A 12,537-nucleotide genomic window follows, 5' to 3' on the forward strand; every position below is an offset into this window, starting at 1 on the left:
AAGATGGCGCGCACCTGCCTGGTGGTCGACGACAGCCGCGTGGTCCGCAAAGTCGCCCGCCGCATCCTGGAATCGAACGGCGTCGCGGTGATCGAGGCCGACGACGGACAGGCCGCCCTGAACGCCTGCCGCGAACAGCTGCCCGACTGCGTTCTGCTGGACTGGAACATGCCGGTGATGGACGGGCTGGCGTTCCTGCGGGCGCTGCGCCAGGAGTTTGGGCCGGACAATCCGACCGTGGTGTTCTGCACCACCGAAAATGACTTCGACCACATCGAAACCGCGATGCTGAACGGCGCTCAGGAATACATCATGAAGCCGTTCGACGAGGACATCCTGACCGGCAAGCTCGCCCAGGTGGGGCTGCTGTGATCGCACCCGCGGTCGATCTGGCGCGATCCCCGGCCGCGGCGCCATGCTCGGGCGCGGGCGCCGCAATCAGGGTGATGGTGTGTGACGATTCGGCGGTGATTCGCGGCGCCCTCGCCCGCATTCTGGAATCAGACCCCGGCATCATGGTGGTTTCCAGGGTGCAGAACGGCAAACTCGCCGTGGACGCGGTACGTGCCGCCCGGATCGATGTCGTGGTGCTGGATATCGAGATGCCGGTGATGGACGGGCTGACCGCGCTGCCGTTGCTGCTGCGCGCCGATCCGGGGGTGCGGATCATCATGGCCTCGACCCTGACCACACGCGGCGCCGACATCGCGCTGCGGGCGTTGCGCATGGGCGCCGCCGACTACCTGCCGAAACCGTCCAGCGTCGGCACCGTCGCCGATGACGGCTTCCGGCGCGAGCTGCTCGAGAAGGTCAAGGGGCTGGGCCGTTTGCGCCGGCGCGCGACCATGCCCGCCGCGCCTCAGCCGCCACTGGCCTTGCGCGCGGCGCCGGCGCAGCCCGCGGCGCTGCTGGCGGTGGGCAGCTCCACCGGGGGGCCGCAGGCACTGTTCACCCTGGTGCAGGGGCTGGGCCGGGCGGTCGGCGTTCCGGTGGTGATGACCCAGCATATGCCGGCGACCTTTACCCCGATCCTGGCCGACCATCTCAACCGCATGGGCGTCATGCCCTGCACCGAGGCGCGTGACGGCGAAACGCTGGTGGCTGGACGGATCTACCTCGCCCCAGGTGACCGGCACCTGCTGGTGGAAGGCGGTCGCGGCGTGCTGCGCGCCCGCTTGACCAGCGACCCGGCGGAAAATTTCTGCCGCCCGTCGGTCGACCCGATGCTCCGCAGCGCCTCCGCCGCCTGCGCCGGCAGCGTGCTGGTCGCGATGCTGACCGGCATGGGCCGCGACGGACTGGCCGGCACCGCGAAGGTGATCGAGGCCGGCGGCGCCGCCATCGGCCAGGACGAGGCCACCAGCGTGGTCTGGGGCATGCCCGGCGCCATCGCCCGAGCCGGTCTGTGCCACGCCGTTCTGCCGCTGCCGAAGATCGCACCCAAGCTGCTGGAAATGCTGAAAGGGACACGTCCGTGACCGCGCCCCTGCTGCCTATCGCGTTCGACACCCTGGCCAACCTGCTGAAGACCCGATCCGGCCTGATCATCGGCACCGACAAGCTGTACCTGCTGGAAACCCGCCTGGCCGGCATCATCAAACGGGAAAAACTGGCCGACCTGAACGCCCTGGCCGAACGGCTGCGGCGCCCCGGCACCGATGCGCTGGCCCGCGACGTGGTCGAGGCGATGACCACCAACGAAAGCTTCTTCTTTCGCGACGACAAACCCTTCACCCATTTCCGCAGCCAAGCACTGCCGCGACTGGCCGCCGCCCGCTCCGCCGCCGCGCCCCTCCGGGTCTGGTCGGCGGCTGCCTCCTCCGGCCAGGAGGCCTACTCGCTGGCGATGATCGTGGCCGAATCGGGCGCCGTGCTGGGCAGCCGCAAGGTCGAGATCGTCGGCACCGACATCGCCCGCGATCAATTGACCCGCGCCCGCGAAGGCCTCTACTCCCAGTTCGAGGTGCAGCGCGGCCTGCCGGTGCAGATGCTGATGCGCTATTTCCGCAAGGAGGACAGCAACTGGCGCATCGCCGAGCCAATTCGATCCATGGCGCAGTTTCGCGAATACAATCTGCTGTCCGACCTGCGCGCGCTGGGTCGGTTCGACATCGTGTTCTGCCGCAACGTGCTGATCTATTTCGATCAGCCGACGAAAACCCGGGTGCTTGAAGCGATCGCCGGATTGATGCCGCCGGACGGGCTGCTCTACCTCGGCGGCGCCGAGACCGTGTTGGGCATTACCTCCCGTTTCGCCGCGTTGCCGAACGAAAGAGGCGTTTACGGCGTAGTGCCACAGGCCGCTTCGTCAGCCGCCGCCTCGCAGTTGGCCGCCGCGGGCTGACCGCGCTCACCCAGGATAATGCCGGGCGCCGTCGGCTGACCCGATCTCCTGCGCCCCCCGATCAGGCGGCGTTCAGGAAATCCGTCAGCTTGGTGATCGCTGCCTGCTTGTCGGTCCTGTCCAACGCGCCAAGTTCGGCGCCCAGCCGGTCCATCGCGGATTCGTAGATCTGCCGCTCGGAAAAGCTCTGGTCCGGCTGCCCGGCATTGCGGTGCAGGTCACGCACCACCTCGGCGATCGCCAACGGATCGCCGGAGTTTATCTTCGCCTCGTACTCCTGCGCCCGACGCGACCACATAGTGCGCTTGATCCGGGCCCGACCGCGCAAGATGGTCATCGCCTCGTCGAACTGCTTGCGCGTGGCAAGCTTGCGCAGCCCCGCGGTCCGCGCCTTCGGCACCGGCACCCTCAGTGTCATGCGGTTCTCTTCGAAGGTGATATGGATCAACTCAAGCCGGTGGCCGGCAATCTCCTCGACGGCGATGCGATCCACCTTGCCGACGCCATGCGTCGGATAGACCACGTAATCCCCCTCGGAAAAGATTTCCGCCTTGGCGATCGCCCGAGGCGTCAGGTTCGGTCCATTATGCCCCGGCCGCACACCGGGCCGCGACTCGGACGCCGGACTCGCGCCAGCCGGCTGCTCAATCACTTGATTGGAGACTTGTTCCACTGTTTGTTGCTCACCCATATTGTTGCCCGCCGTCCCGCTCGCCCCAATCGCCGCCCCTGAAGGAGCCGCTTCAGGTCACCCCGGACCTGATTTTTTTCTTTCCATGTCCACGCCGCCAACCCACGGTTGCTGACCGGCGGCTGGATCGGGTGCCGTCGTCGAGCCGCCAGCGGGGGCCGCCAGCCGGCTTCCTGATAAGCCAATTTGCCCGATCGTCAGCCACCCGAGGGACTCACCCCCATGTCCGCGCTGTTGCAGACGCCCAAGATGCTCCAGCAACCCTGATCGAGGCCAATCAAAGCTGGTCGATCACCGGAACAATGCAGGACCATAACACAAAAATCGGGCCAAGTCAGCGTTTAAAGCCGAGTCGCAAAAGCCGGGACCGCAAAAGCCGGGGCCACAAAAGCCGGCGCCGGGTCCGCAAAGCCTATTCCCAGGCCGGCGAACCGGCCGATCCTCACGACTTGCCGGGCTCCGGCGAGAACATCTCACCCTTGCCGGGCTTGTCCTTCCAGTCGTCGGCGTCGTCCGGAGGAGTGCCCTTGCGGGTTATATTCGGCCACAGCGTGGCGTATTTGCGATTCGTCTCCAACCAGGCGGCGCCCCTGTCGTCGCTGTCCGGCAGGATCGCCTCGACCGGACATTCCGGCTCACACACGCCACAATCGATGCATTCGTCCGGATGGATCACCAGCATGTTCTCGCCGACGTAGAAGCAATCCACCGGGCAGACTTCGACGCAGTCCATGTATTTGCAGCGAATGCAGCTTTCGTTGACCACATAGGTCATTGGGCAACCCCCGAGATGTGGGAAATGCGCGGCGCGGAGCCGACAATCATGGCGCGCGATATGCCGACGAATCCACGCCGATGCAAGATGCTGCTGAAACTTCCCCCACCGCCTCGCCGTCATCGCCCCGGCTGGAATCGCACCCGCCGGCATCGCCCCCGCCGGCATCGCCCCCGCCGGCATCGCCATCGCCAAGGTCGAAGTAGAGCCGGCTGGCTTCGGCCGCGGGACCGCGCCGCCCCGCCAGATCAACGACGCGTAGCACACGCACCTTGCCATGCACCGGTATGGTCAGCACGTCGCCGACGCGCAGCCTGGCATGCGGTTTGGCGGTCGGCTGACGATTGATCCGGATCGACCCCCGGCTCACCAGCACCGCGCAATCGGTGCGTGCGCGCATCACCCTGGCGCACCACAGCCACTTGTCCAGCCGCTGCCAGTCTCGCCCCTCGGTGTCCAGGTCCTCGGTATCGCGCCCGTCGCCTATCGCACGCCTCCTCGCCGCAAGACCGCCAGTGCGGCGAACGGCCCGGCGGCGACCGGTGCCGGTGCCGGGTCCTCGATCGCCGGCCGCCGCCGCCGCAACGGCATCAGCATCGGCGGCGCCGGCGGCCCGACCTGGTCAGCTCCGAGCCCCGCCGCGGGCAACACCCGAAAGCCAAGCTGGCGCAACACCGCCGGTAGCATGTCCGGCTTGATCGCGAACCGCGACGCCAGCCCCGACGGCAGCGCCGCCGCCCCGCGCCGGCAGCGATAGCCAAGCTCGCCGGCGACCTTCTCGGCGATGTCCAGCCGAAGCCGTACCGGCCCGGCCTCGATCCAGCCGGCCATCGCGGCAAAGCCATCCGGCCAGTCGGGCTGATGCAGCGGCAGGCAAATCAGCCCGGCCGGCGGCAGTTCGGGCAGCCGAATGGCCTGCTGCAACGCCCAAAGCCGAGCCCGCATCGCACTCGCCCGCGGTTTCATCAGCGCCGGCATGAACAACGCGAACCGCCCCGAACGAACACCCAGCGCCCGCAACCGAGGTCGGATCTCGGGCGACAAGGTTGCCTCGTCCAGCCCCGGGATCAGCCCCAGCGATTCCATCAGCCGGTGCAGCGGCCCGCGCAGAGCAGGGTGGTCACGCGCCATGGTCTCGGCGGCGAACAGCGGGCCGAGATCGCCCTGGATCCGCCGCTCCAGCCAGCCGCCCAGCCGGTCACCGATGCGCCGCCGCGCCACGCCATCAAGGAACTCACTGTCGAGCACCTGCACCCGAGGCCGCAACGCCACCGCCCCGCGAGCGAGCCGCGCGACCGGCACCTGGTCCCAGGTCACCAGATGGTTGGCGGTCAAGCCGAAAGCGGTATCGGCGGCCCCCACCAATACCCCGACACGGCGCGGCATTTCCGCGTGCAGCGCTCTGCGGGCGGCGCGCAGCACCAGTTTTTTCTCGTCGCCCACCGCCAGCGGGTCGGGCACGAACGCGAAGCCCTCGATGTGCCCGACGCTGTGACCCTCGACCACCACCTCGCCCCGAGGCGTCACCGCCGACAACAGCGCCTGGCCGTCGGCTTCCTCCAGTCGTCGCACCAGATGGGCCGATCGGCGATCGACGAACCGGCTGGTCAAGCTTTCGTGCAGCGCGTCGGACAGCTTGTCCTCTACCTCGCGCGCCCGCCCCTGCCAGTGCGCGGTGTCGCTGACCCAGTCGGAGCGGGCAGCGATATAGGACCACACCCGCACCCCCGACAGCCGCTGCATCAAGGTGTCGATGTCGCCGTCGGCTCGGTCCAGCGCGGCGATCTGACCCGCCAGCCAATCTGTCGGCAAATGCGTGTCGGACGCGACGTGGCCGAATACCCTGGCGCACAGCCTGGCATGGGTGTCATCGGCCAGCTTGCGGAAATCGGGAATCTGGCAGGCATCCCACAGCAGCCGTATCCGCCGCCGCCCCTGCGCCAGCCGGCAGACCTCGGGGTCGCGCGACAACGCGATCAGCGTCTCCAGGTCGGAGGCCTGGTTGCCACGCACCAGCCCAGGTCCCGGGGGCGCCGCGTTCAGACTGTCGACCAGCCGATCCAGCGAGGCGAAATCGAGGTCGCTGTTGCGCCAGCACAGCATGTCCAGCGCCTCGAAGCTGTGCGCCTCCACCGCGGCGACGATGTCATCGCCGATCGGCGGGCATTCGGTGGTGGTGCCGAAGCTGCCGTCCTTCATGCCACGCCCGGCGCGCCCGGCGATCTGCGCCACCTCGGCCGCGGTCAGCCGGCGCGGCCGATGGCCGTCGAACTTGCCCAAGCCTGCGAAGGCGACATGATCGACATTCATGTTCAGCCCCATGCCGATGGCGTCGGTGGCGACCAGGAAATCCACCTCGCGAGCCTGATACAGCGCCACTTGGGCATTCCGCGTGCGCGGCGACAGCCGCCCCATCACCACCGCGCAACCGCCCTTGCGACGCCTGATCAGCTCGGCCAGCGCATAGATCTCGGCGGCGCTGAACGCCACCACGGCCGACCGCGGCGGCAGCCGCGCCAGCTTGGCTGGGCCGGCGTACGAAAGTTGCGACAACCGCGGCCGGGTCTCGATATGCGCCGAGGGCACCAGACGGCGGATCAGCGGCGCGATCGTCTCGGCCCCCAGCAGCATGGTCTCCACCATGCCGCGCGCGCGCAGCAAACGGTCGGTGAACACGTGGCCGCGGTCGGGATCGGCGCAAAGCTGGATTTCGTCCACCGCGACGAATTCGGCGTGCCGGTCCAGCGGCATCGCCTCCACGGTGCAGGAGAACCAGCGTGCCTCGGGCGGTATGATCTTCTCCTCGCCGGTGATCAGCGCGACGTGGCGGACACCCTTGATCGCCACCATGCGATCGTAATTCTCCCGCGCCAGCAACCGCAGCGGGAAGCCGATGATGCCGGACGCGTGCGCCAGCAGCCGGTCGATGGCCAGATGCGTCTTGCCGGTGTTGGTCGGACCCAGAACGGCCTTGACGCGAGCGGCGAAACCGGAGTCGAAGCCGATCATGCTGCGATGTTTGGGTGCCGCGACGCGGAATGCAAGCGAAGAAAATGCGGCCGCTTCATCGGCGATCGGCTGCCGACATGACGTCCAACCGGCTCGCCGGCTGCCCGCCTGTCATTTTTGGATCAGCGTCTCGATCTCTCGGCGGCGCCTCGGCCCAGCCGTTTCGTCCCTAAGCTGGCTCTCCAGGACGCGACGCAACTGGCCATCCAATTCGGTGCGAACGTAATACTGATACTCGGCGCCCTCTTTGGGCAGCAGCCGCGTGACCGAGCAGCGAGCCGATATGCGAACCATGAACTCCGTACCGGGCTTGAACACCAGCCTCTGGCCGAGACTGAATTTGTGGACGGCCATTTGCCCGCGTCCGACAGATTCCAGCGTCAACGCGGCGTGCCGCTGCTCGTCATCGATGCATCGAAACCGGCCGCCCGGCCACATTGATACGGCCAACCATCCGGGCGTTCTGCCAGACTTCCACCCCGCCGTCGGGCCGTCCGGCGACGCCCGCAGCCGCCATCGCCTCGAGGTCGCTGCGGCATTCCACGATTTCGACGCCGGTGATGTGCTCGTCCGGCCCCAGAAAGAAAATTCGATAATCCGCCATCCCGCACCTGCCAATTCTGCCGACATGGTGTGGCGACGAAAACGACCCTACGACTGTCGGGCAGCGTACATTTCCGCCGCGTTCGCTCCAAGCAGGCGATCAAATCGACGTTTGACCGTGGCGTAGCAATCGCATGACGTCGCCTCCAGCGCGGCGCGGTCCAGCACTTCGACATGGCCCCTGGAGTAGCGGATGATCCCCGCGCGTTGCAGAATGCCGGCTGCGACTGTGATCGTCGGGCGATAGACGCAAAGCATCAGTCCCAGGAACTCCTGGGTGACAGGAAGTTTATCGCCATCGGCCCGGTCATGCGCCATCAACAGCCATCGGGCGAGTCGCTGCTCCAGCGGGTGGCGGCCGTTGCAGGCGGCCGTCTGGGTGGTCTGCGACCGCATCGCTTCGCTGTAGCTATACAGCAGCCGGTGCAGCGTCGGGATCTGGCGCAAAAGCTCATTGAAAGCCTTGGTCTGGATCTGCAGCGCGCAGCCATCAGCCTGGACGAAGGCTTCCTCGAATGCGCTTTCCACGCCGACGATGAGCGGCAGGCCGACCATGCCCTCGCGGCCGACCAATCCAACCTCGGCCTGCGAGCCATCCTCCAGCGTCGCCACCAGCGAGACCCATCCGCTCTCGACAAAATACACCGCCTCGATCGGCATATCCGGTGTAATGAGACTGTCGCGCACGGTCAGGCTGACCCGGCGCAACTTGGGCAGGATTGCCGCCAGGTCGGCCGGCGGCAGGGCAGCAAGCAATTGGTTGCGAGTCGTATGTACGGCCGCGACATTTGACATGCGTGCTCCCCTTCACCGGCGGGAGCACACACATCTCTCAAGCGCGCAAGCCGAGGCTGTATTGGGCGCTCTAAGTGCTAATGGCTATGGCCAGAGACGATTACAAGACGCCAATGAGGCACGGGTTGTTTCGGCCTCGGCCGCTATACCCGGATGCGTAACGATTACCCGGATGCGTAACGGTTGCCCGGCACGGCGAACGCCGGCTTGCCGGCTCGCTCGTTTTCGCGCAGTTGTAGTCAGGCGGCACTACCGTCGGTTCTGTCGAGACCACTGATCCCAATCCGATCCAAGGAGTTTGCGCCAATGAACTCTCAGACAAAATTCGCCGGAAAGTCCACGCTGACCGCCGCCACCGCCCTCGCCACCACGCTGTTGCTCGGCTTCGGCGCGCCGGCCCAGTCTCAAGCCCAGCCGGCGCAACCCGCCTGCAAAGGCGATGCCGGTGGCATCACCGTCCCCCCGGGCTTCTGCGCGTCGGTCTTCGCCGACAAGCTTGGCCATGTCCGCCAGATGGCCGTGGCACCCGACGGCGTGCTCTACGCCAACACCTGGAGCGGTCGTTACTACCATAACGACACTCCCCCAGCGGGCGGCTTTTTGATCGCGCTGCAAGCCGCCAAGGGCGCCGGACAGGCCGACAAGATCGTCCGCTTCGGCCCGACCTTCGCCGACGGCGACCACGGCGGCACCGGCGTCCGCGTCTACAAAGGCTATGTCTACGCCGAGACCAACGACCGCATCGTCCGCTACAAGCTGCCGGCCGACGGCATCGCGCCGACCACCAAGCCCGAGACCGTCGTCTCAGGCATGCCGGTCACCGGCGATCACCCGATGCACCCGTTCGGGATCGATGCCAAAGGCGATCTCTACGTCGACCTCGGAACGGCGACCAATTCCTGCCAGAGCGAGAACCGCATGCCCAATGTGCCGGGCATCAAGCCGTGCACCGAACTGAAAACCCGCGGCGGCACCTGGCGCTACGATGCCAACAAGCTGAACCAGCACTTCTCGCCGGCTGAACGCTTCGACACCGGTCTGCGCAACGGCGAGGGCTTCTCGTTCGACGCCGCTGGAAACCTGATCGGCACCCAGCACGGCCGCGACCAGTTGTGGGAGAATTTCCCGCGCCTTTATACCCAGACCCAGGGCGAGAACGAGCCCGCCGAGGAACTCGTCCACCTGCGGCGCGGCGCCGATTTCGGCTGGCCCGAGTGCTATTATGACTACACCCAGAAGAAACTCGTGCTGGCGCCGGAATATGGCGGCGACGGCGGCAAGAAAGTCGGCGTCTGCGCCGAAAAGCAGGAACCGATCGCGGCGTTCCCGGCGCACTGGGCGCCGAACGACATGCAGATCTACCTGGGCAACGAATTCCCGACCGCCTACAAGGGCGGTGCCTTCATCGCCTTCCACGGCTCGTGGAACCGCGCGCCGGGACCGCAGGGCGGCTACAACATCGTGTTCCAGCCATTGGCCAATGACAAAGTGTCAGGCCCGTTCATCGTCTTCGCCGACGGCTTCGCCGGCCCCGACAAGCAGCCCGGCCGCGCATTGCATCGTCCCGGCGGCCTCGCATTTGGCCCTGATGGCTCGATGTACATCTCCGACGACATCGGCGGCCGGATCTGGAAGGTGACCTACCAGGGCGGCGACAAGGCCGCCAAGATCGCCGCGGCGGCGGCTCCATCGGCCACGCTGGCGGCGGCTTCGGCAAACGTGCCGCCGCCCGAGGGCATCCATCCCGACGCCGGCAAGCCGCTGCCAATCCCGCCCGGCGGATCGCCCGACCAGGTTGCCCTCGGCGAGCAGATCTTCCACGGCGCCCGCGGCGGGACCTGCGCCGGATGCCACGGCACCGACGCCATGGGCTCCGAGGTCGGTTCCAACCTGGCCGACAACAAGTGGACCTGGGGCAACGGCAGCGTGCAGGCGATCACCCGCACCATCGAAAGCGGCGTTCCGAAGCCCAAGGACCACACCGGTGCGATGCCGCCGATGGGCGGGGCGCAGCTTTCGCAGGCCGACGTCGCCGCGGTCGCCGACTACGTCTGGGCGATCAGTCACCGCGACGCGCACTGAGGAGTCGACCATCGTCTGGTGACCGGGCCTGGCCCGGTCACCGCCGCTGGTTCGGCCGCCGCCTCGCCCTCACGCCCTCATGCGCGAGCCGCCAACGCCGCCGCCCGCCGCACCACCGAGCGTGCTCGTTCCACTACAGGAACGTCGATCATCGCCCCCTCGAACTGCACCGCCCCCAGCCCCTTGGCGTAGGCATCCTCATACGCCGCGATCATCCGACGCGCCCGTTCCACCTCGGCCGGATCAGGCGAAAACTCCTCGTTCAGCACCGCGACCTGCAGCGGATGCACCGCGCTGGCGCAGATGAACCCAAGCCTGCGGGACCGCCGCACGATGGCGCGAAACGCCTCCTGGTCGCGGAAATCGGCGATCGAGCCGATGAACCCCATCGGCATGATCCCGGCCGCCCGTGCGGCGAAGATCGTCTGCTGCTTGGGATAGAACAGCCCCTCCGGCTCCGATTGCATGCCGACATCGGCGGCGAAATCCTCCGACCCCAGGCTGATGCCCACCAGCCGCGAATGGCAGCGCGCGATCTGGTCAACGCGGAAGAACCCGACCGCATTCTCCACCAGCGCGATGAACTTGATGCGCCCCGCCGGCAACCCACGCTCGGCTTCCAGTTCCGCAACGATCTCGCCGCAGGCACATACGTGTTCTGGACTGTCCACCTTGGTCAGCATCAGGGTGTGAACGCCCGCGATCACCGCCGCCTCCAGGTCGCGCACCAACAGCCGCCACGGCCGGTTGACCCGCACCACCACATCGGCGCCGTTGCGCGAGACCTGGGGAATCGCCCCCGCGATCAGCGTGCGCGCGTGATCCTTCTGGGACGGCGCGACAGCATCCTCCAGGTCCAGGATGATCGCGTCGGCGCCGCGATCGGCTCCGGTCCGGACAAATTTCTCCGCGGTGACCGGAACGAACATCAGGGACCGCCAAACCGGCAGATCGTCGCGCATCGTCAACTCTCCCTGATCTTCCCATCAGCGATCACGCCATCGGCCGCCAGCGCGGCCAGCCTCTCCGCGTCATAGCCGATCGATTGCAGCACGGCGCTGGTATGCTGCCCCAAGCTTGGGGCTGGCGAACGCAGCTTGCCGGGAGTGTCCGACAAACGCGGAATGATGTTGTGCATCAGCACCGAACCCGCCTCCGCGTCAGGTGCTTCGACGAACACGCCGCGCGCCTGCACATGCGGATCGTCCAGCAACTGGTCGATCTCATAGATCGGCGTCGCGGTGACCTCGGCCGCCTCGAACACCGCCATGTTGTCCGCCAGCGTGCGCTTAGCGATCCACTCGGCGACGATGCCGTCGCAGGCATCGATGTTGCGCACCCGGTCGGTATTGGTGCGGAACCGCGGATCCTCGATCACCTCGGGCCGGCCGATGGCGCGGAACAGCCGCTCCGCCATCGCCTGGATCGAAGCCGAGATCGCGATGAAGCGCCCATCGCTGGTGGCATAGACATTGCGCGGTGACGTGGTCAGCGACCGGCTGCCGGTGCGCACCGGCTTGTCGCCCGACACCCGAAAGGTCGCTGCGTCCGGTCCAAGCACCGAGATCATCGGCTCCAGCAGTGGCAGGTCGATCACCTGGCCACGCCCGCCGCGTTCCACCACCCGCAGCGCGATCATCACCGCATAGGCGCCATACAGCCCGGAGACCATGTCGGCCATCGCCAGCGGCGGCAGCACCGGCGGACGGTCGCCATAGCCGTTCTTGGCGGCGAACCCCGACATCGCCTCCACCAGGGTGCCGAAACCGGGGCGGTCGCGATAGGGTCCGTCCTGACCGAAACCGGTGATCCGCACGATGATCAGTCCCGGATTGCGTGCGTGCAGCACGTCTGGCCCAAGCCCCATCCGCTCCAGCGTGCCGGGCCGGTAGTTCTCGATCAGCACCTGGCTGGTCGCCAGCAGATCCAGCAGCGCGTCGCGGCCGGCTTGCGCGCGCAGGTTGATGGCGAGGCTCTTCTTGTTCCGCGCATACACTTTCCAGTGCAGCGACAGCCCATTGACCCGCCATGCGCGCAGCGGGTCGCCCAGCTTCGGGTCCTCGATCTTGATCACCTCGGCGCCCTGATCGGCAAGCTGCAGGCTGACCATGTTGCCAGCCACCAGGCGGGACAGATCGACCACACGGATGCCATCGAGCGGGGCGGCGGCGGAAGGATCGAAGTCAATGCGAGGAATCATGCGGGCCCTGGGACAATGCTGTAACGGCTTGTATTGTC

General features: G+C 67.1%; 13 protein-coding genes. 4 read left to right on the top strand and 9 right to left on the bottom strand.

Features of this window, described 5'->3' with window-relative positions; translation table 11 throughout:
• The first annotated feature begins 3 nt into the window (after positions 1 to 3).
• The 3 genes from ACQY4Y_RS12880 to ACQY4Y_RS12890 are packed head-to-tail and all read left to right on the top strand — an operon-like array spanning position 4 to position 2,344.
• A complete protein-coding gene (locus ACQY4Y_RS12880; RefSeq protein WP_428491012.1) occupies positions 4 to 372 on the top strand; it encodes a response regulator in 369 nt (122 codons plus the stop codon).
• Positions 369 to 1,478: a protein-glutamate methylesterase/protein-glutamine glutaminase gene (locus tag ACQY4Y_RS12885; protein ID WP_428491013.1), complete on the top strand. Its 1,110-nt coding sequence runs from the start codon at positions 369 to 371 to the stop codon at positions 1,476 to 1,478. The genes ACQY4Y_RS12880 and ACQY4Y_RS12885 overlap by 4 nt, the downstream gene beginning before the upstream one ends.
• Complete coding sequence (locus tag ACQY4Y_RS12890; protein ID WP_428491014.1) at positions 1,475 to 2,344, top strand: CheR family methyltransferase; 870 nt, start codon at positions 1,475 to 1,477, stop codon at positions 2,342 to 2,344. The genes ACQY4Y_RS12885 and ACQY4Y_RS12890 overlap by 4 nt, the downstream gene beginning before the upstream one ends.
• A gap of 61 nt (positions 2,345 to 2,405) precedes the next feature.
• Here ACQY4Y_RS12890 and ACQY4Y_RS12895 read toward each other — a convergent pair whose 3' ends face one another.
• The 7 genes from ACQY4Y_RS12895 to ACQY4Y_RS12925 form a co-directional block, all read right to left on the bottom strand.
• A complete protein-coding gene (locus tag ACQY4Y_RS12895) occupies positions 2,406 to 3,017 on the bottom strand; it encodes a CarD family transcriptional regulator (RefSeq protein ID WP_428491015.1) in 612 nt (203 codons plus the stop codon).
• A 460-nt stretch (positions 3,018 to 3,477) separates the two neighbouring features.
• Positions 3,478 to 3,810, bottom strand: a complete 333-nt coding sequence (gene fdxA / locus ACQY4Y_RS12900) for a ferredoxin FdxA (RefSeq protein WP_428491016.1) — start codon at positions 3,808 to 3,810, stop codon at positions 3,478 to 3,480.
• Positions 3,811 to 3,856: 46 nt separating this feature from the next.
• On the bottom strand, positions 3,857 to 4,210 hold the full coding sequence (locus ACQY4Y_RS12905; RefSeq protein ID WP_428491017.1) for an RNA-binding S4 domain-containing protein: 354 nt from the start codon (positions 4,208 to 4,210) through the stop codon (positions 3,857 to 3,859).
• A gap of 83 nt (positions 4,211 to 4,293) precedes the next feature.
• Positions 4,294 to 6,819, bottom strand: a complete 2,526-nt coding sequence (locus tag ACQY4Y_RS12910) for a helicase-related protein (RefSeq protein WP_428491018.1) — start codon at positions 6,817 to 6,819, stop codon at positions 4,294 to 4,296.
• Positions 6,820 to 6,930: 111 nt separating this feature from the next.
• Positions 6,931 to 7,173, bottom strand: coding sequence for a hypothetical protein (locus ACQY4Y_RS12915; RefSeq protein ID WP_428491019.1), 243 nt, complete (start codon positions 7,171 to 7,173; stop codon positions 6,931 to 6,933).
• 49 nt (positions 7,174 to 7,222) lie between these two features.
• Complete coding sequence (locus ACQY4Y_RS12920) at positions 7,223 to 7,423, bottom strand: hypothetical protein (RefSeq protein WP_428491020.1); 201 nt, start codon at positions 7,421 to 7,423, stop codon at positions 7,223 to 7,225.
• Positions 7,424 to 7,470: 47 nt separating this feature from the next.
• Positions 7,471 to 8,217, bottom strand: coding sequence for a Crp/Fnr family transcriptional regulator (locus ACQY4Y_RS12925; protein ID WP_428491021.1), 747 nt, complete (start codon positions 8,215 to 8,217; stop codon positions 7,471 to 7,473).
• 306 nt (positions 8,218 to 8,523) lie between these two features.
• On the opposite strand from ACQY4Y_RS12925, the gene ACQY4Y_RS12930 reads away from it, so the two are divergent.
• On the top strand, positions 8,524 to 10,299 hold the full coding sequence (locus ACQY4Y_RS12930; protein ID WP_428491022.1) for a c-type cytochrome: 1,776 nt from the start codon (positions 8,524 to 8,526) through the stop codon (positions 10,297 to 10,299).
• Positions 10,300 to 10,376: 77 nt separating this feature from the next.
• Here the strand turns inward: ACQY4Y_RS12930 and ACQY4Y_RS12935 are convergent, their stop codons facing one another.
• Both ACQY4Y_RS12935 and ACQY4Y_RS12940 read right to left on the bottom strand, forming a co-directional pair.
• Positions 10,377 to 11,261, bottom strand: coding sequence for an HpcH/HpaI aldolase/citrate lyase family protein (locus ACQY4Y_RS12935; RefSeq protein ID WP_428491023.1), 885 nt, complete (start codon positions 11,259 to 11,261; stop codon positions 10,377 to 10,379).
• A 2-nt stretch (positions 11,262 to 11,263) separates the two neighbouring features.
• On the bottom strand, positions 11,264 to 12,499 hold the full coding sequence (locus tag ACQY4Y_RS12940) for a CaiB/BaiF CoA transferase family protein (RefSeq protein ID WP_428491024.1): 1,236 nt from the start codon (positions 12,497 to 12,499) through the stop codon (positions 11,264 to 11,266).
• Positions 12,500 to 12,537: the final 38 nt, after the last annotated feature.

Origin of the sequence: Rhodopila sp., assembly GCF_965277165.1 — a bacterium.
GTDB lineage: Bacteria > Pseudomonadota > Alphaproteobacteria > Acetobacterales > Acetobacteraceae > Rhodopila.